Raw genomic sequence first — 19,067 nt, 5'->3', positions numbered from 1 at the left:
GGCCCTTACCAAAACTTAGGATCGAAGATGAAAAGCTTCAACGCCTCCGTCGCCATCGCTGCCGCATTCCTGCTGTTCACAACGGCTGCGACGGCGTTCCAGCAGGGCCATGGTTCTCCCGAAGATGCGAGCGCTTCGGCCCAGTACAAAACGCTCAATCTCACCAGGGATCCGGCAGCGGCGACGGGAGGCAGCTACAGGCTCGATCCGCATCACACCTCGGTCACTGCGAAGCTCGCACATATGGACCTGTCGCGTTACACGCTGCGTTTCGATGCAGTCAGCGGCGGATTTTCATTCGACCCCACTCGTGCGACCGCTTCGAATCTGCAGATTTCCGTCGACCCGGCATCGGTCGACACCGGCGACCAGGCTTTCGACAAGAGAATTGCGACCCGGTTTTTCGAAAACGGCAAATACCCATCCATCACATTTGCGTCGTCGTCGATCACGATCACGGGAGATCACTTTTCCGTCGATGGCGTCCTGGATTTCCACGGGGTCAAGAAGCCGGTATCCCTGAGCGTCGTCTATCGGGGCTTCACCCATGGGCGGATGGGCTTTTCGGGTGAGGCGACTTTCAAGCGTTCCGAATTCGGCGTCGGAGAATGGGTGCCTCTGGAGGCGGATGAGGTGACCCTCCTGATCGAGACGGAATTCGTCAAGACATGAGCCATTTCCAGATTTGAGACGCCAGACCCGCTGGTGCGGCATTGCGGCTAAAGGACCGACTCATGACACGCTTCAAGCAAGCTGTTTATCTCGCCCCCGGGCTTCGTACTCCCTTCGGACGCGGCGGCGGTGCGCTGGCCGCTTATGACGCATTGAGCTTGTCCGTACCCGTCGTTCGCGCGATGGCCGAACAAGTCGCGGGCCGAAAGCCTGATCTTTTCCTGTGGGGATCGGTCATCCCCAACCTGGGGTGGAGCAACCTCGCGCGCGAAATCTGGATGGACGCGAAATTGGATGCCGCCGTGCCGGCCTATTCCGTCGTCCTGGCCTGCGGTACCAGCATGACGGCTGCGTTCTCGGCAGCCGGCACGATCGGCCCGGGTGTCGACGTCGTGATGGTGGGCGGCTCGGAAGTCATGAGCCGCCCGTCGCTCGGCTTGACCAGCCAGGCCAACGATCGCCTGCTCGGGCTTTTTGCCACCGACCCTGCGCAGGCGGTGGCGGCATTGGGCAGCCTGCGAGCGACGGATTTCAACCTTCCCACCAAAGGCTGGGCCAACCGCATCACCGGTCGCACCATGGGCGATCACATGGAAGAGACGGCGAAGCAATGGGGCATATCCCGCCAGGCGCAGGACGAGTGGTCCTACCGCAGCCACCAGAAAGCCATTGCCGGTTGGGAAAGCGGATTCTTCGGTGACCTGGTGATAGCGCTGCCGGAATTGGCCAGGGACGCGAATCCGCGCGCGGACACTTCCTTGGAAAAGCTCGCCGCATTGAAGCCAGCCTTCGACAAGAGCGGCCTCGGCACGCTGACTGCCGGCAACTCGTCGTCCATTACCGATGGCGCGGCGGGCCTGTGGGTCATGTCAGACCAGGGGCGCAGGCGGCTGCCCGCGAACTTGCCGACGGTCAGGCTTCTCGACTACGAAATCGCGGCAGTCGATTTCCACAAGGAAGGATTGCTGATGGCACCCTCGTATGCCATTCCGCGCCTGCTCGACCGGCATGGCCTGTCTTTCGAGGACATCGCGCTATGGGAGATCCACGAAGCCTTTTCGGCGCAGGTGCTGGCCAACGTGGCCGCGCTGGAGAAGCCCGGATGGATTGCGGAAAAGACGCACGTCACCCGTGACTTCGGCCGCTTCCCCTGGGAGCGGGTGAATCCGAACGGTGGATCGGTCGCGATTGGCCATCCATTTGGCGCCACCGGAGCCCGCGATTTGAGTCAGGCGGTCAAGGAGCTTGCAGCCATGCCGCGCCCATCCAAGGCAATCGTCAGCGTGTGCGCCGATGGCGGCCAAGGCGTCGTCGCGCTGCTCGAAAACGGCTAGTGCGGCTTGGTCGTCCGATACGGACCGCTGGCAGCCAAGGAGAAGGCTTCGTGTCGATTTCCACTCAAAAGACAGATTGGGCTTTCATCGAAAAAGTGAGCCATCGGCGGTCGGGGCAACTTGGCCGCGCAGAGGCCAGCACCGGATCCCGCCTGGCGACCACGTCGATCACTTCGGCGAGTGTGGCGGCGGGGTAACCCGGCGGGTCAAACCACATCGCGTCGCACAGTCGCCGCAGGGCACGCAGCCACCTGCGACAACCAGGAAGAAGGAGCCAGCGTCATGAGCGATACGCATACCGAACCGGAGCTGCTTCTGTACAACGGACGTTTTGCCACGCTCGATCCGGACAAGCCGCGGGCGAGCGCCGTCGCCATCGCCAACGGACGACTGGTGGCGGTGGGCGACGATTCGAGCGTGCTGGGTTCGGCGGGCAACGCCACGCGAAAGGTCGACCTCGGCGGTCGTTGCGTGCTGCCAGGGTTGATCGACAACCATCTGCACATCATTCGCGGTGGCCTGAACTACAACATGGAGTTGCGCTGGGACGGCGTACGTTCGCTTGCCGATGCGATGGACATGCTGCGGCGGCAGGTCGCGATCACGCCGCCACCTCAATGGGTTCGTGTCGTCGGCGGCTTCACCGAGCACCAGTTTGCCGAGAAGCGCCTGCCGACCATTGCCGAACTCAACGCGGCGGCACCGGATACGCCGGTGTTCCTGCTGCACCTCTACGACCGCGCGCTGCTGAATGCGGCGGCGTTGCGGGTCGTAGGCTACACCAGGGACACGCCGGAGCCGCCCGGGGCTCATATCGAGCGGGACAAGGCAGGCAATCCTACGGGTTTGCTGCTGGCCAAACCCAATGCCGCCATCCTGTATGCGACGTTGGCGAAAGGGCCGAAGCTGCCCTTCGACTACCAGCTCAACTCCACCCGCCATTTCATGCGCGAGCTCAACCGGCTGGGCGTTACCGGCGCCATCGACGCGGGCGGTGGCTCCCAGAACTATCCGGAGGACTATGCCGTGATCCAGAAGCTGTCCGAAGACGGCCAGCTGACGATCCGGCTGGCCTACAACCTCTTCACGCAGAAGCCGAAGGCGGAAAAGGACGACTTCCTCAGCTGGACGAGGACTTCCAAGTACAAGCAAGGCGACGACTACTTCCGGCACAACGGCGCCGGCGAGATGCTGGTGTATTCGGCGGCGGACTTCGAGGACTTCCGGCAACCGCGTCCCGATATGCCCGATGCCATGGAAGGGGAACTGGAAGATGTCATACGCGTGTTGGCCGAAAATCGCTGGCCGTGGCGCTTGCATGCGACGTACGACGAGACGATCAGCCGCGCCTTGGACGTGTTCGAGCGGGTCAACCGTGATATTCCGCTGCAGGGACTGAACTGGTTCTTCGACCACGCCGAAACGATCTCGGAGGCCTCCGTCGACCGCATCGCGGCACTTGGTGGCGGCGTCGCCGTGCAGCATCGCATGGCCTATCAGGGCGAGTACTTTGTCGAACGGTACGGTGCGGCCGCCGCCGCTGCCACGCCTCCGGTCGCCATGATGCTGGAGAAGGGCATCAAGGTCTCGGCCGGCACCGATGCCACGCGCGTCGCGTCGTACAACCCATGGGTTTCGCTCGCCTGGCTGACCACCGGCATGACGGTGGGCGGTCTCCGCCTCTATCCGCAGCGCAATTGCCTGGATCGCGAGACAGCGCTGCGCATGTGGAGCCAGCACGTGACCTGGTTTTCAAACGAAGCAGGCAAGAAAGGGCAGGTCAAGGTCGGGCAGTTTGCGGACCTCATCGTGCCCTGCCGCGACTACTTCGCTTGCGCCGACAGCGAGATTGCCGATATGACCTCGGACCTGACGATCGTCGGCGGCAAGATCGTCTTCGCGGCCGGAAGCTTCCGGCACCTGGATGAGGATCCCTTGCCGCCGGCGATGCCGGACTGGTCGCCCGTCCGCATGTTCGGCGGTTACGCAGCCTGGGACGATGCCAGCTCCGCCGTGGTGCGGCAAAGCCACGCGAATGCCTGCAGCTGCGCCCGTGCCTGTTCGATCCACGGCCACGACCACATGACGGCCTGGTCGGCCACGCTCCCGGTATCGGAGCCGGACCTGAAGTCGTTCTGGGGTGCGCTCGGATGCGCTTGCTGGGCAGTATGAGCGTGAATGCGCCGCGGTATGCCATCGGTATGCCGGCCATCGTTGCCGTCATCCTGAGGGCGCCGGCGACAGTGTGGTTCGCACGCATCGGCCTGACCTTGCCGTACTGGTGGAGCGGCGTCGACAAGCTCACTCACCCGCAGGCAACCCTGGAAGAGTTCCATGCCACAGGCTTGCCCGCGTCGTGGCTGCTCTATGCGCTCGTCCTGGCGGTGCAACTGGGCGGATCGGTCGCGATCGTCTGCAATCGCCACGCATGGTTGGGAGCGGGTGCCCTGGCGATATTCACGGCTTTCGCGACCTGCCTGGCACACGGCTTCTGGAAGCTGGCCGGCGCGGCGCGCTTCGCCGAGATGAACGTTTTCATGGAACACATCGCCCTGATCGCGGGCCTGGCGCTCGCGGCGCTCTTCAGCTATGCGGGCCAAAGACCTGCCGCCTAGCTCCCATCCAATCCACCATCCCATCGGGAGAGGCACTTCATGCACATCCAGTCATGCACCAAGATCACCCGTATGGCGATCGCCATCGCCTCGGTCGCGCTGTTGTCGGCAGCACCCCTTTCGACCGGCTTGGCGAAGGAAGCGGCAAGCAGCGCTTCAAGCGTCGCCGTCGGCCCGCAATACGATTCCACCCATGTCTATATCGCCCCCGGCGATTTCGACGCTTTCGTGAACAGTTTCACCGGCACGTTTGGCGGCAAGCCGTCCGCGCGCGGCACCTTCAATGTATTGCCGGTGCCCAGCAGCACCGAAGGACAATATGTCTGGACGCCCGTGGGCATGCTGTCGACGTTCGCCTTCCTGACTCCGATCCCGTATCCGTTCGGGCAGGAGCGCACCGGCTACCTGGTGACCGACATGGATCAGGCCATCAAGGAGGCGCGTGCGGCAGGTGCCGAGGTGATCGTCGATAAGTTCAAGGACGCGATCGGTCTCGACACGGTGATCCAGTGGCCCGGCGGCGTGAAGATGCAACTGTATTGGCACTTCAAGGCGCCCTCCTATGCGTCCATGGAGACGGTGCCGGACAACCGCATCTATGTATCGCGCGATACCGCGGACACGTTCGTGCGCGACTGGCTGCGCTTCTCGCACGGGAAGGTGGTTTCCGACGATCGCAAGGCCGATGCGGGCGAGATCGGCAAGCCTGGCGAAACCTACCGGCGCATCCGCATCGACTCCGGTTTCGGCAAGATGCAAGTCAACGTGACGGATGGTCATCTGCCGTACCCGTTCGGTCACGAGATCACCGGCTATGAGGTCAAGGATCTCGACGCCACGCTGGCCAAGGCCATGTCGAACGGGGCGAAGGTGCTGGTGCCTCGTTACGACGGCAGCGATCGCAGTTCGGCGATCGTGCAGTTCCCGGGCGGATATATCGCGGAGGTGCATGCCTCCAAGGCGCGCTAGATGCCCGGTCGGGAGATGCGCGCTTTTGCCGAGTCCGAACAGTCTTCGCCTGTCCGGTGGCTGGCGGCGCGTGGAACCGCGTCGCCAGCCATCCTTTCCCTTGGCAGCCGTGAATAGCCGCCAGCGGATCTGTGCCTGTGGGTGCTTAGGCCAAGCTATCGGGGCCGGGAATTGCTTCCGGGCCGGGCGGCGGACTTCCATCGCCATCCGTTGCTTCATTTTCTGTAGCGAAGCGCCTCGACCAGCAATGCAAAGGCGGGAGAGGGTTGGCGCCTGCTCGGGTAGTACAGATGGTAGCCGGGAAAACGCGGGCACCAGTCGTCGAGTACTTGTTGCAGTCGGCCGCCTAAAATGTGCTCGCTGACCATGTCTTCTGGAAGGTACGCGGCGCCGAAGCCCCGAAGAACTGCGACGTGGATACGCTCGATGCTGTTGAAGGTCAGGCGGCCTTCCACACGCACATTGAGCGGGTGACCGTTCTTCTCAAACTCTCATGTGTACAGGCCGCCATGGGTGAGGAAGCGGATATTGATGCAGTCGTGCGCCATGAGGTCATGCGGGGTCCGGACAGGGCTACGCGTCGCGAAGTATGTCGGTGTTGCCACCACCACCAGGCGCGTGGGCGGACCGATCGGTATCGCGATCATGTCTTTCGCGAGCTGCAGGCATCGCTGACGAGCGATGGTTCGAGTGGCTGTTCCGCACGATCGTTTCTCCAAACCTGGGACAGGGCTTGCGCGAGCGACGTATGGCTTTGCGGGGAACAAATTCGCGGATGGCGCCGCTTCAACCATTGGGCGAAGAAGTCCGTAGTTGATCGCCAACAAGAGTGAAGATCAGCCGGCAATTCCCATCGCCAACCCGGTCCAGCAGCCCACGGTCCGCACCGCCTGGCTCGAACACTCATGAGCGGCTGTTCACAACGACAACCCATGTTCGGATCAGTTTTACGACACGCTGCGCACCTTGCGATTCATGAAATTGCGAATCAGGCCGGCAGTCTCGTTTGCGTTCGTTTCCAGTGCGAAGTGCCCGGTGTTCAACAGGTGCACTTCCGCGTCCGGAATATCCCTCTTGTAGGCTTTCGCACCCGCAGGCAGGAAGAACGGATCCTGGTCGCCCCATACAGCCAGCAGTGGAGGCTGGTGCTTGCGGAAATATGCCTGCCACGTCGGATACAGGGCCACGTTGGTGCGGTAGTCGAGTATCAGATCCAGCTGGATGTCATCCATGCCGGGGCGGCTGATATACGCGGTATCCAGGGTATAGCCGTCCGGCGATACCTTGAGAGGGTCGGCGCCATGCAGGTACTGCATGCGTATCGCTTCCGGCGAAAGCGCATCGCGGCAAGCTTCGCGCGTTTGTTCCGACGGGGAGCGCCAGTAGGCCTGATACGGGCCCCACACGTCGCTCAAACCTTCTTCGTAGGCATTGCCATTCTGGCTGATGATTGCAGTCACGCGTTCCGGATGCGCCGCCGCAACACGGAAACCGGTTGGTGCGCCGTAGTCGAAAACGTAGAGCGCATATTTCGCCAGATTCAGCGCCTCGGTGAAGTGCGTCACCACCTGCGCTAGGTGGTCAAAGGTGTAGTCGAACTGCCCGCGAGGAGGTGCTTTTGTGTTGCCGAATCCCGGCAGATCGGGTGCGATCACGTGGTAGTCATCCGCGAGCAGGGGAATCAGGTCGCGGAACATGTGGCCGGCAGTGGGATAGCCGTGCAGCAGAAGCAATACGGGTGAGCCCGGTCGGCCGGCTTCGCGATAGAAGACGTCGACGTTGCCTACTTTCTGAGTTTTATAGGTAAGGGTCATGGGTGAATTTTCCTGGGTGGAGTTCGAGGCACGGAGCCGTTTTGCGGAAAAACCGGAGCGGTCCATCGCATCTGCGATTTGTGCGGTGGCCAGGGCGATCGAGCCGAACAAGAATGAAGACAGCACGTTGCGCCGCTTCACATTGATGCTTTCGATAGGGGCGGTTTTCACCTTGGTTCCTCGATTTATCCGTGGCATTGCCCGAAGTCGGGTATGGACTCGTGGTCCGTCGACGACTCAGGCGGTGTTTTTGACTGCATCAGCAAGTACTTTCACCTGGCGTATTCGGGCGGTAAGTGCGGATCACGTTCGGGTCCGGTGCTTCGGCCAATGACCGTTCCGTGCTGTATCGGCTGGCAAATGCCGCGGTCGGCTCGGCAGGTACGGGCATGGTCATCTCTTCAAGCCATAGCTCGAGCTGGCCGCCGGACGCGATCCTCGATCGCAGTTCGAGTGCCGTAGCGTTCATCGCCTGTCACCGGTCGGACGGGTTTCACGGCGTGCCGGCGTCCATGCGATGACGAATTTCCGGAGCGATGCCATGGAGGTCACGACTCGATCGCCTTCACGAGAAGCTTCTGCGCCGGCTCCAGTCGACCGGCGAGCGCTGCGGGTACGTCCGATGTTTCCGGTGTCGGCACGATGGGACGGAAACCGACGATGGTTCGATGGTCGGCGTCTTCCCTGACCAGAACGTGCAAGGGCAGATCCAGGGCACTGCGCGGCGAGATCAGCGTGATGGGCGTTCTGCCCTCTGCCTTTCCATAGATGAGGACGACCGTGGAGGGCATGCTCAGCCCCGCATCGCGCGCGTTCGCGGCCTGATCGATGGTTGCGAACAGCTTCATGCCTGCGTTCGAGATCGCTTCGTACGGTCGCTCGACCGTCTTCTCGAAGGTGAAAGGGCTGCCGAATTCGATCGCGGAGCCGAAACCTGGGTGAGTCATGTGCATCTCTCCCGGCAGATTCGATAGGTCTGGCCAGGCGGAGGCGTTCATTCCCGAAGGCCTCGCCACCATGCAAGACTAGGCGCAGCAGGGCGTCGCCGCCTCCTTCCAAAGAGGTAGTCGCGGCTTTCGAAGTCTTGGGTTGTCAGCGACTGAAGGATCCCGGCATCGAGTGCGAAACGGCCGCTGGTGAACTGCGGTCGCTAGCGAAACCAGTGCCTGCCTGCATAGACGAAACGTGCAGAAATCCTCAGGGTTGCGCGGGTTCCTTTTCCGGATGGCGCCGTACCGATGGTAAATCGGCCACCGATCCGGCGCGCCCTTTCACGTATGCCTTGCAAACCCCAGTGCCCCGATTTCCCATGCATCAGGGCTGGAAGGTCCGCACCCCGACCGTCGTCAATGACCGTGATGTTCAACTCGCGTCGACCGTAATGCAGTTCGACATGCAGGGCGCTTGCCTCCGAGTGACGGAAGGCGTTGGTGACCAGCTCGCCGACGATCGCATGGACATCGCCGGCCGCCGCTGCGTTCAGTGGCCGCGGCTTGCCCTCCACATGCATTGAAAATGCGGTGGGATACATTTCGCTCAGACGATTTGCCTGGCGAGCAATGTCGGTGGGCAAGTCTTCCAGCGGCTCGGTCAACGAACGCAGTTCTCCGATCTTGTCGCGGCCTTCGTTCAGCGCGTTCTCGGTGACGGAAAGCGCCTTGGCCAGTTTTCGCTTGACGGCGTCCTCGGTCACGCTCCGCGCGGCGACCTCCACGTGCAGCAGCAGGCTTTGAAAGTTCTGCAGGATGGTGTCGTGGAAGTCCCGGGCCATGCGTTCGCGTTCACGTGTCCGCGCGTTGAGCTGCGCATAGATGTGCCTTACATGCATCAGGTACAACAATCCCAGCCCTGCGAGCGCGATTGCGAGGCACAGCACCTTGAACCACCAGGTCTGGTAGAACTCGGGCAGGATCTGAAAAGCGAGGTCGGTGGGCTGACCGGTCCACGCCCCATCGGCGTCGGATGCTTCGACCTGAAACAAGTAGTGGCCAGTTCCCAGATTGGCGTAGTGGGCTTCGCGTCGATCGCTGGCCACCTGCCAGTCGTCGTCGATACCTTTGAGGAGGTAGCGAAAATGCGACTCGGAGGGCGTCGAGAGCGTGGGTGCCGTGTAAGCGATGGTGATGCTTCGGGTGCCTTTCTCCAGCGCGGGAACAGACGCTCCGGAAAAACGCACGTCATGATCGTTGATTGATTTGATCGATACGCGTGCCGCTGCAGGGATGGATGGCATATGCAGTGCATCGATCGAGACCAAGCCCTGCAGCGTTGAAACCCACAGGCGACCATTGTCGGAAGCCAGCAGGCGCCTGGGGTTTTCCACGCCATCGGCTGGATCGAACAAGGTGTATGCGACCGCATGATCCGCTGCAGCCAGGGCCAACCGGATCTCCGTGCCGGTTACGCGGTACAGCCCACGGGGAGACGCTATCCAGACGTCGCCGTCGGGCAGTTGGATGACGTCGTACGCGTTTTCAAAGCGCTCGCCATGCGTGCCAACAAGCCGGTGAAAATGCGCACCGGTTTTGACCGAGATACCGCCATCACCCGCGATCCAGAGGCCGGAGATACCTTGACGCAGTTTGTTGAGCCCGCCCAGATCGAGCCCGTTTTGCGCCGAGTAGGCAGTTGTCTTTCCCTGCTCGACCGATTTCAACTTGCCTGAGGAGAAGGCAAGCCATGCCCGCGTGCCTTCGAGCTGGATGCTCGTGGCCATGCGGGGCTCGATGGCGTTCCAGGCGTGGCCGTCCCAGCGGACGACGCCGCTGAATCGCATCGAGACCCACAGCGAACCGTCGCCCGCCAACTGCATGTCCACGCAGTATTGCTTCAGGTTTGCTGGCAGCGCCTGTGGTCCCGGTACCGGGGGGGCAGGGATCTCGCTCACCTGGCCATGGATGTAGTGCTGGATACCCTTGTCACCACTGAACCAGACGCTGCCATCCGGGCTGCTTGCCACGCAAGGTGCGGAGCCGCCAAGCTCCGGATGCGTCGTGACTGTCTCGCCGATGCGGAGCGGTGGTGTGTCCGAGTTGCTGACAATCCATACCCCATGATCGCTGTCTTCAGTCATCGCCGGCCACAGGACGGGCAGGGGCAGTACCAGCGGCACAAAACGGGTGGCACGAAATTGTTCCAGTCCATTGGTCGTGGCAATCCACACGTTGCCCTGGCTGTCGCTGAAGTCGGCCGTGACCTGGATGTCGGAGTGATTGTCGGAGGCCTCGACGTTCTCCGTGACAAGTTGTTGCTGGCCGGACGGATTGTCCGCGTGCAGCCGCGTTAGCTTGCCGTTGGTGGGTACCCACAATGCACCGGCCTGATCGACGATGAGATCGGCCGTCACGCCAGCACTCGGATAGACGGTGCCAGCAGGCAGGTTGGCCATGGCTGCAATGCCTTTGTCCACGGTGTCGCGCTCGAAACGCCGGGTGCCTGGACGGAGGCGATACGCGGCGCCTGGGGTAAAGATCCAATAGGACCCATCCACACCCGTACCTGTGACCCACATGAATTTCGCATCGATGCCCTCGGACGGGCCGGCAGGACGCCAGGCGCCGTCGTCGAGCCGGTAGACCCTGCCCGATGTCACTACCCAGAGCGTGCCGTCGGCCATCTGCTTGAACGACATGATGGTGGCTTCGCTCAGGCCGCGGTTCATGGGTTCGGCGATGCCGTTATGGACACGCGTTACCGCCCCGTGCACGCCGCCGATCCAAAGATTTCCATCCCTGTCGCCATACAGCGCAGTAATCGCTTCGGGGGGGAGCCGGCCTTTCAGCATCGGCTCAACGTTCAGACCGTCAAAACGAAACAATCCGGTGGGTGCGCCAAGCCACAAATAGCCGTCCTTGTCCTCGGTGATGGCATAGATCGTTGATGGTAGACCGTCCTTGACCGTGAACAGGGTGCGTCGAAGCTGCGACAACTGCAGAAATGCCGGCTTGGCAGTTACCTCGCCGGAGCTGGCCGGTCGAGCGCTGGCGTGCGGGGTGGCGGCGATGGCCACGCAGATCAGCAGGCACCAGCATGCAAGGTGGCGGACGGCAATGCAGGCACGCGCTGGAACAAGACTTTTCATGCGGCCAGGCAGTCCTCGATGCGTCGTTGCTGGAACTCACAGAACAGAAGCATCGCGCTATGCAATGCCGTTGCCGCTCTTGTGCAAGGTTTCCCCAGGTCGGGCCAGGACCGTGCGCAAAGATCTTTGCCGACGGCTGGCTTCAGCCGTCCGGGCCATCTTCAACCGCTGATCACGGGAGTGTCGTCTGTTTCTGGGAAATCGGTCAACACGAAACCTTTGGCGAACTGGGTGAGTTTGCTGGCGGTGTGCTGCGCCGGAGGCGGTCGTCCGTCGATCTCGCCAGAGCGCATCCTGCGCTTTGCTGTTGCAAGTTCATCGGTCTGGACGCCCGTCATGCCAGTGGCAACGGTGAACGGGACGATATCTTGGAGCCACTCGCCGGGCTGGCGTCAGGCAAGGATCGGCCCTGGGTGCTGACCAGGAACATGACACGCAAGACATTAGCTGCGACGTTGGGGATACGCGGGATCGCACCGTCTATCGCGCGCAATACCAGCACCGGTGGCCACAGCACCGTGCCGCGTGCCGTGGCGCGCGCTGGTGACTGCAGCATCAGCCAGAAGATCCGCAAGCTGATCGAGCAGGGCATTGGCTACATCAAGACCATCGGCGGGCCGCGCAAGCTGTCGATGGTGGGCACCTCTGCGGTGCGTGACTGGATAACCTGGGCATTTGCTGCCTACAACCTGATCGGCCTCGGTTGCAGCAGTGGGGGATGAGCGCCGTCACCGACGTGAGCTACGACGGAAGGTGTACATATGCAGGGTGGAAGATCGTGTCTCGTGGCTGCCACAAGACCAACCATCCATAGATCCCGGTTATGAAACATGACGTAGGACAGTGGATTAGCGGGATCGATCAGCGTTCGCGAGAATGTGGATGCGAGGTTTCATATAGAAACCACACGCGACGCTCCGTCTCGTCGATCCAATTCTCCAGCAGACTGGCCGTGGCGACGTCGCCATGTACGTCGCAGACCCCGTGCACTTCACGCAAGACGGCAGCAAGGTGCGAATTGTCCTGGGCCAGCTCGGCGAGCATGTCGTCTGCCGTTACGAAAGGCGCATCGTTATCGGGTACGCGTTGCATGCGAGCGATATGGCCAATTGAACGAAGTGTCGTTCCGCCGAGTTTGCGCGCGCGTTCGGCGATCGGGTCGGTCATGGCGAACAGCTGATCGCTCTGGTCGTCCAGCATCAGGTGATAGTCGTGAAAATGCGGACCTGCCAAGTGCCAGTGAAAGTTCTTGGTCTTGAGGTAGATGGCAAATACGTCGGCGAGCACTCCTTCGAGGGCTGCGCTTATGTCACGGACGGCCTCGGAGGAGAGGCCGGACAACCCGCGGGGTCGGGAAATTTTATGATCAGATGTTGCCGACATGGCCGGTGATCCTCATCGTTGGGGGAATGATCGCTTGCGCGGACATGACTATTCGGTTCATGTATCGAACTGTGTATCGGATGCCACCGTGCGCCACTGCGCCATCTCCCTCTCCAGGCGATGGATCTTGCCGTCGATACGCGCAAACGCGTCTGGACCCAATGGCAGGCGCAGCGGCGGCGTTTCGGATTCCACGGCGTCGATGATCACCGCCACGGCCTTTTCGGGGCTTCCTGGCTGCGTGCCGCTGCGCGTCGCGACGGCGCTACGAGTGAGGCCGGCGGTCTTGGCATATGCGTCGATCACCGTACCTGCCTGCTGGATCGACGATGAGGAAAGGAAATCCGTGCGGAAGTAACCGGGCTCGACAATCGTCACGCCGATGCCCAGCGGTTTCACTTCAACCTCGAGCGCTTCCGATAAACCTTCCACCGCGAACTTCGATGAGTTGTACAAGCCGTTCCCCATCGATCCAGTAATGCCACCGATGGAGGAAAAGTTGACGATGTGTCCGCTTCCGTTCGCGCGAAGGTGCGGTAGCGCGGCACGAATCACGTTCCATGTGCCGAAGAAATTCGTTTCGAATACTTTGCGCGCTTCGACGGTGGACACCTCTTCCACTGCGCCGACCATGCCGAAACCGGCATTGTTCACCACCACGTCGATGGAGCTGACCTTCGCGACGGCTTGAGCGACTACCTCATGCGTTTGCCGCTCATCCGACACATCCGCATGCAACTCGACAAACTGTGGGTGCACGATGTCGGATGCGCCGTGCCGAACGGTGCCGACCACCGTGTGTCCACGCTTGAGCAGTTCTTCGCAAAGCGCACGGCCAAAACCTCGGCCAACGCCAGTGACGAACCAGGTCTTCTTCTTCATCGTCGGATTCCTTCAGCTTGAATGGCAGAGCGCCATGCGTGCAGAGGGTTATGAAAACGGGAGCGACGCATTGATGGTAGTTCCACCCATCCATCGAGTACCTACCCCAAAGAGGTAGGCGCCGGTGCGTTCTCGATCGAAGCAAAAAATCGCTGGATTTTGCTAGTCGTCCGCTGCCACAGCGGCCTAGATTCGATAGACGACCCATATGAGTCGACGCAACGTGCATCGCCGGGGGTCTTCCATCGACTGGGTATTCACCATGAATCAGCGAGAAAGTACGGGCACGGTCGCCTACGAATTCGGGAATCTGTTCATCGGCGGGGTGTGGCGTGCAGGTACGGCCGGTTCTGTCTACAAGGACCTCGATCCTTACACCGGTGAAACGCTTGTCGAAGTGCCGCAAGCCAGCGTCGAGGATGTAGATGAGGCGTTCAAATCGGCCGCGCGTGCACAACAGGCGTGGGCGCACACCTCGCCGAGCGAACGCAGCGCGCTGTTGCATCGTGCAGCCGCCATTCTGGACGCACGGCACGAAGAAGTCGTGTCGTGGCTTATTCGCGAATCGGGCAGCGTACGCCTCAAAGCCGAAGCCGAATGGACAGCCGTACGCGCCATCATCATGGAAGCCGCCACGCTGCCCACGCATGTCTGGGGCCGCATCATTCCCGGCGACATATCTGGCAAGGAACATCGCATCTATCGCAAGCCCGTGGGTGTCGTCACCGTCATCAGCCCATGGAACTGGCCCATGCATTTGAGTTCGCGTGTGCTTGCACCGGCGCTCGCGCTGGGTAACGCGGTGGTGCTGAAACCTGCCACGGAAACCGTGGTGTCGGGCGGATTGCTGCTGGCAAAGATTTTTGAAGAAGCCGGGCTGCCGCCGGGCGTCCTCAGCGTGATTACCGGCAGCAATCAGCTGATCGGCGATCCGCTGGTACTTCATCCGCTCTCGAAAGTGATTTCCTTTACCGGCTCGAGCCCCGTTGGACGGCGCATCGCCAGTCTCGCTGTTACTGGCCCTACGCTCAAGAAAGTGCAACTGGAACTAGGCGGCAACAATCCGCTGATTGTGCTCGATGACGCCGAGCTCGAGCGCGCCGTCGACATTGCTGTCTTCGGGCGTTTTCTTCATCAAGGCGAGTTGTGCGTCAGTGCCAATCGCCTGATCGTGCATCAAGCGATCTACGACCGTTTCGTCGATGCCTTCGTCGAACGCGTCAGGGTGCTGAAATTCGGCAATCCGAACCTGCCCGATACGGCGGTGGGTCCGATCATCAATCAACGCCAACTAAGCCGCTTGTTGCAGATGATCGTTCAAGCGCGCAGCGATGGTTCCATCATGCGCGTTGGCGGCCCCGCGGAAGGCTTGGTGCTGCCGCCGCATGTCTTTCTCAATGTCTCGCTATCGGACAGTCTGGGCCGCGATGAAATCTTCGGCCCCATCGCGCCGATCATCAAAGTGCGCGACGAAGACGAGGCCGTCGCTGTCGCCAACGATACGGAATACGGATTGTCCAGCGCCATCGTTACGCAAGAGCTCGCGCGCGCCGAACGCCTAGCGCAGCACATCGACGCAGGCATGACCCATATCAACGACGCCCCCGCCGTCGATCTGGCCAATATGCCGTTCGGTGGGGAAAAGAACTCGGGCCTGGGGCGTTTCGGCGCAATGGGACTGATCGAAGAGTTCACCACCGAACATTGGGTATCTGTGCAGCGCGGGCATCGGGACTATCCCTTTTAGCAGACTGTTGAGAAGCGCCGTCTTTCGTCACTGTTCCGGACAGCCATCGAATGCTCTATCCGGCTATTGAAAAGCCTATGGTGAGGCCTTGGTGCCAGAGAGGAACGATTAGGGGTGGTTATCGAGGGTAGGGCGGGCGTCCTACCGGCCAATTGAACGACAGCTTTCACGATGCCACGCGCCTTCCACCTGCAGAGATTGCTTGGCTCGCTTGATCATGCAGGGGACGCAGCTGGTGTTATTGCGAGGGTGCGTACGGCCTGGGCATTCCTGCGCCAAGGCAAGGCTTGCCTCTCTTTGGCTACATATGTAGAGTTACATCATGCCTCAGACGCGAACGCCTTCAATCCAAACCCGGCAACTCCTGGATGCCTTGCTGTCACAACGGGGGCAATGGCGCCATGGCTACGATCTATCCGAACAGACGGGTCTTCCGTCAGGGACGCTCTATCCCATCCTCATGCGCCTGAGCGACAGAGGCCTACTCGATTCGAAGTGGGAGCCATCCCCGCATCAGGGACGTCCGCAGAGAAAGCTGTATCGCCTCAACGCCGAAGGAGTGGGCTTCGCCATCGAGCATTCGAATCCTGCGGGCAAGACTTGGCGACAGCTGTCACCGGGGCGTCTCTGATGGCCATCCGCAACGTTGCAGACACGCTCCCGACTGCATTGATCCGATTCGCGACTCGGATGCTGCCCAAGCATCGTCGGGAATGGGCCGAAGCGGCACTTAACGAGGTCGCATACATCGGATCCCGTCGAGCGGCTTTGTCTTGGGCCCTTGGGTGCATGTTCTTTGCGCTCAAGGAGCGCTCGTCCTACGAGTTCGGGAGAGCGCTTTCGACGTACCCCATCTTCAAGGCGCTAGCTCGGGCAAGTGCGGTGTTGGCTATCGCGTTGGTTGGCGTATACGCGATCCAAAAACCCTATCAGCGCGAGCGCATTTTGCTGACCGTGTTTCATGGGTGCCAGAAATCCGGCTGCCCGCCTCATTCAAGTCGCGCGGTAAGGGACGCATGGGCAATCAACCTCGGGGCGTCCATCGCGCATGACCCACGAACTAGTCGTTGAAACTCGGGGCCTCACCAAGCATTACGGTGGCGTCGAGGCAGTGCGCAATCTGAGCCTGCAGGTGGAGCCTCAGCACATCACAGCCTTCCTCGGACGCAACGGCGCCGGCAAGAGCACCACGATCAAGATGCTGCTCGGCATGGTCCGCCCCAGCGCTGGCACAGGTCGAGTGCTGGGCTACGACATCGCCGATGCTGCGCAGAGCCTGGAAGTCCGTCGACGCATCGCCTACGTGGGTGAAGACAAGGGCCTCTATGGCTACATGACCGTCGCCGAGCTCATCCGCTTCACCCGTTCCTTCTACGCGGATTGGCAGCCTGAGATCGAAGCGCGCCTGCTACGGGAATACCAGTTGCCGACTGGGCACAAGGTCAAGGCCATCTCCAAGGGCATGCGTACTAAGCTGGCACTTCTGCTGGCGTTAGCGCGCCGACCCGAGCTCATCATCCTCGACGAGCCAACAGAAGGGCTTGATCCGGTATCCATCGACGAACTACTGCAAACCCTGCGGGTGGTGCGCGATGCAGGCACCAGCGTCCTCTTTTCGTCGCATCAACTGGACGAGGTAGAGCGGATCGCCGACCGGGTGCTGATGATCGATCGTGGGCAACTGGTCCTGAATGCGCTGCTCGACGATCTGCTGAACAACTACCGCAACATCACCGTGGAATCCGTCGCGCCAGGTCCGGTGCCGACATTCGATCTAGCCGGCGTAGAGCGGATACGGAGTGATGGCCACCGGACTTGGGTGCTGGCCAGCTCGAACGTCGACGGTATTGTGGCTCACGCACGCTCGCTCCATGCCACTGTGCAGGTGACGTCGGTGAACCTGCGCGATGTCTTTCTCGACATCGTCAGGGAAGCTTCCTGATGCTCTGGTACAAGATGTGGCGAGAGAGCCGGACCCGCTTCGTCATCAGCGCCGCGGCCCTTCTGTGGCTATGCGGCGTCGTGGTGTTGTTACAGCGGCAGGTGCGTACCCATGCCGGCGAACCGCTGAGCTATGCGCAATACATCTGGAATGCGGTCTACAAGGCCAACGCGCTGGATTTGTACATCCTGCTGGTGATCGTCCTGGGGCTTGGCGGTGTGCTGCAGGAGCGAGCACAAGGTACGGCCGGGTTCACGCTGTCGCTGCCGGTAAGCCGGTGGCGCCTGACCGCCGTCAGGGCAGCCATCGGATTGACACAGGTTGCGATGTTGGCACTGCTACCCGCACTGCTGGTTCCGCTGCTGTCACCGTTTGTCGGTGAGGCTTATCCCTTCGCGCACGCTTTGCAGTTCAGTCTGTTGTGGACTGGCTGCGGCATAGTCGTGTACGCACTGGCATTTTTCTTCTCGATCATCTTGCCGGGAGGCTACTCGCCGGCAATCGCCTCAGTGGCGGCGTTGTCGATCTACTCGGTCCTTGCTGACTTACCTCTGCTTGCACGCTATCCAGCGCTTGATTTGATCGACACGATGCACGGCATGCAGCTTTCGACTTTCCACGGAGAAGGTTCGCTGGCCGCCCTCGTTACCCAACTGCCCTGGATGGCGCTGGGTCTATACGCGCTGGTGACGCTGGGCCTCGTTGGCATGGCCGGCGCCATCATGGCACGTAGGGATTTTTCATGAACGCCATGGCGCCCCTGTTGTTCAAGGCTTGGCGAGAGAGCCGCGGACGATTTCTGTTCAGCGCCGTGTTGCTGGCGACAATCTGTGTGTTTGGCGTGTTCTGCCGCGCCAGCTTGATGGCGGTGTTCGTCCCGGACGAACGGTTCGTCGGCGACCCGTACATTGGTTACATCTACCGACTCATATACAAGGGAACGGCACGCGGCTTGTTCACCATCATGGCCGTGGTGCTTGCGCTGGGGGGCCTGCAACGTGAGCGACTGCAGCGTACTGCGGGATTTACCCTGGCACTTCCCGTGAATCGCGCATGGCTGGTGTCGGCGCAAGCGCTACTCGGCCTAACCCAGGTCGCAGTCTTGTCGGCATTACCTGTGTTGCTGCTGGCCGCGTGCTCGCAGCTGGCGCACGTCGCGTATCCCCTGCGACAGATGGCCTGCTTCGGTCTGTTGTGGTTCGGAAGTGGCGCGGTGTTCTTCGCCGTGGCCTTCCTGTCGGCAGCGTTGTTCCAAAGCGAATACGCGGCGCTGGCCGTTTCGTTCGTCTTCATGATCCTCTATCCAGCCGCCGTGCTCTTTCCTCCGCTGAGCCGGTACCCATTGAACCTCAATCACATCATGTCCGGTCTGACGATGCGTTATTTCGATGCGCGAACCGCGCTGCTGGTGGGGAGGCCGCCTTGGACGCTGCTTGTTTCGATGATGATCGTTGCAGGACTGCTGATTGCCCTGGCAGTTCGAATCAGCAAGCAACGAGACTATTCGTGAGCCGTCCGAAACGATCCGCTCGTCGATACTGACCAGGCAGATGCCAGAGCCGGTGGTTAGCCCGTGTTATCGTGGTTAGGCAACGCGTACAGCCATATCATTTGGTCAGATCGGACGC

Annotated in this window: 19 protein-coding genes and 1 pseudogene; 12 read left to right on the top strand and 8 right to left on the bottom strand. The window is 61.2% G+C overall.

Going from position 1 to position 19,067, the window contains the following annotated elements:
• Positions 1–27: 27 nt before the first annotated feature.
• The 5 genes from ISP25_RS01575 (at position 28) to ISP25_RS01555 (ending at position 5,590) form a co-directional block, all read left to right on the top strand.
• On the top strand, positions 28–672 hold the full coding sequence (locus ISP25_RS01575; protein ID WP_192157447.1) for a YceI family protein: 645 nt from the start codon (positions 28–30) through the stop codon (positions 670–672).
• A 62-nt stretch (positions 673–734) separates the two neighbouring features.
• Positions 735–2,006, top strand: coding sequence for a thiolase family protein (locus tag ISP25_RS01570; protein WP_404611826.1), 1,272 nt, complete (start codon positions 735–737; stop codon positions 2,004–2,006).
• A gap of 282 nt (positions 2,007–2,288) precedes the next feature.
• Positions 2,289–4,178 (top strand): amidohydrolase, encoded by a 1,890-nt coding sequence (locus ISP25_RS01565; RefSeq protein WP_404611824.1) that lies wholly within the window; start codon positions 2,289–2,291, stop codon positions 4,176–4,178.
• Complete coding sequence (locus tag ISP25_RS01560; protein ID WP_404611822.1) at positions 4,157–4,621, top strand: DoxX family protein; 465 nt, start codon at positions 4,157–4,159, stop codon at positions 4,619–4,621. The genes ISP25_RS01565 and ISP25_RS01560 overlap by 22 nt, the downstream gene beginning before the upstream one ends.
• 39 nt (positions 4,622–4,660) lie before the next feature.
• A complete protein-coding gene (locus ISP25_RS01555; RefSeq protein ID WP_450088472.1) occupies positions 4,661–5,590 on the top strand; it encodes a glyoxalase in 930 nt (309 codons plus the stop codon).
• Between the two features lie 215 nt (positions 5,591–5,805).
• On the opposite strand, the pseudogene ISP25_RS01550 reads toward ISP25_RS01555, so the two are convergent.
• From ISP25_RS01550 to ISP25_RS01540, 3 genes and pseudogenes are all read right to left on the bottom strand, one after another.
• Positions 5,806–6,066: pseudogene (locus tag ISP25_RS01550) on the bottom strand (LysR substrate-binding domain-containing protein); the annotation flags it as partial.
• A 15-nt stretch (positions 6,067–6,081) separates the two neighbouring features.
• On the bottom strand, positions 6,082–6,237 hold the full coding sequence (locus ISP25_RS01545) for a type 2 periplasmic-binding domain-containing protein (RefSeq protein ID WP_404611820.1): 156 nt from the start codon (positions 6,235–6,237) through the stop codon (positions 6,082–6,084).
• Positions 6,238–6,537: 300 nt separating this feature from the next.
• Complete coding sequence (locus tag ISP25_RS01540; RefSeq protein ID WP_404612076.1) at positions 6,538–7,470, bottom strand: alpha/beta fold hydrolase; 933 nt, start codon at positions 7,468–7,470, stop codon at positions 6,538–6,540.
• On the opposite strand from ISP25_RS01540, the gene ISP25_RS01535 reads away from it, so the two are divergent.
• Positions 7,403–7,738: a hypothetical protein gene (locus ISP25_RS01535; protein WP_404612094.1), complete on the top strand. Its 336-nt coding sequence runs from the start codon at positions 7,403–7,405 to the stop codon at positions 7,736–7,738. The genes ISP25_RS01540 and ISP25_RS01535 overlap by 68 nt on opposite strands.
• 214 nt (positions 7,739–7,952) lie before the next feature.
• On the opposite strand, the gene ISP25_RS01530 is transcribed toward ISP25_RS01535, so the two are convergent.
• The 3 genes from ISP25_RS01530 to ISP25_RS01520 all read right to left on the bottom strand — a co-directional run bounded on the left by ISP25_RS01530 (position 7,953) and on the right by ISP25_RS01520 (position 11,823).
• Positions 7,953–8,402 (bottom strand): DUF302 domain-containing protein, encoded by a 450-nt coding sequence (locus ISP25_RS01530; protein WP_404611818.1) that lies wholly within the window; start codon positions 8,400–8,402, stop codon positions 7,953–7,955.
• A gap of 152 nt (positions 8,403–8,554) precedes the next feature.
• On the bottom strand, positions 8,555–11,485 hold the full coding sequence (locus ISP25_RS01525) for a sensor histidine kinase (RefSeq protein WP_404611816.1): 2,931 nt from the start codon (positions 11,483–11,485) through the stop codon (positions 8,555–8,557).
• A gap of 161 nt (positions 11,486–11,646) precedes the next feature.
• Positions 11,647–11,823 carry a hypothetical protein gene (locus ISP25_RS01520; protein WP_404611814.1) on the bottom strand — a complete coding sequence of 59 codons (177 nt, stop codon included), beginning with the start codon at positions 11,821–11,823 and terminating at the stop codon, positions 11,647–11,649.
• Between the two features lie 90 nt (positions 11,824–11,913).
• On the opposite strand from ISP25_RS01520, the gene ISP25_RS01515 reads away from it, so the two are divergent.
• A complete protein-coding gene (locus ISP25_RS01515) occupies positions 11,914–12,207 on the top strand; it encodes a hypothetical protein (protein ID WP_404611812.1) in 294 nt (97 codons plus the stop codon).
• A gap of 139 nt (positions 12,208–12,346) precedes the next feature.
• On the opposite strand, the gene ISP25_RS01510 is transcribed toward ISP25_RS01515, so the two are convergent.
• Entirely contained in the window at positions 12,347–12,868 is a 522-nt protein-coding gene (locus ISP25_RS01510) for a Dps family protein (protein ID WP_404611810.1), read from the bottom strand.
• A gap of 57 nt (positions 12,869–12,925) precedes the next feature.
• A complete protein-coding gene (locus tag ISP25_RS01505) occupies positions 12,926–13,750 on the bottom strand; it encodes an SDR family NAD(P)-dependent oxidoreductase (protein ID WP_404611808.1) in 825 nt (274 codons plus the stop codon).
• A gap of 208 nt (positions 13,751–13,958) precedes the next feature.
• Between ISP25_RS01505 and ISP25_RS01500 the strand changes: the two genes are divergently transcribed.
• The 5 genes from ISP25_RS01500 (at position 13,959) to ISP25_RS01480 (ending at position 18,949) form a co-directional block, all read left to right on the top strand.
• Positions 13,959–15,497, top strand: coding sequence for an aldehyde dehydrogenase family protein (locus ISP25_RS01500; protein WP_404611806.1), 1,539 nt, complete (start codon positions 13,959–13,961; stop codon positions 15,495–15,497).
• Between the two features lie 322 nt (positions 15,498–15,819).
• A complete protein-coding gene (locus ISP25_RS01495) occupies positions 15,820–16,128 on the top strand; it encodes a PadR family transcriptional regulator (RefSeq protein WP_404611804.1) in 309 nt (102 codons plus the stop codon).
• A gap of 417 nt (positions 16,129–16,545) precedes the next feature.
• A complete protein-coding gene (locus ISP25_RS01490) occupies positions 16,546–17,439 on the top strand; it encodes an ABC transporter ATP-binding protein (protein ID WP_404611802.1) in 894 nt (297 codons plus the stop codon).
• A complete protein-coding gene (locus ISP25_RS01485; protein ID WP_404611800.1) occupies positions 17,439–18,185 on the top strand; it encodes a hypothetical protein in 747 nt (248 codons plus the stop codon). The genes ISP25_RS01490 and ISP25_RS01485 overlap by 1 nt, the downstream gene beginning before the upstream one ends.
• A complete protein-coding gene (locus ISP25_RS01480) occupies positions 18,182–18,949 on the top strand; it encodes a hypothetical protein (protein ID WP_404611798.1) in 768 nt (255 codons plus the stop codon). The genes ISP25_RS01485 and ISP25_RS01480 overlap by 4 nt, the downstream gene beginning before the upstream one ends.
• The last annotated feature ends 118 nt before the right edge of the window (positions 18,950–19,067 follow it).

The organism is Rhodanobacter hydrolyticus (genome assembly GCF_044904645.1).
This window is presented reverse-complemented; position numbering and strand designations above follow the sequence as displayed.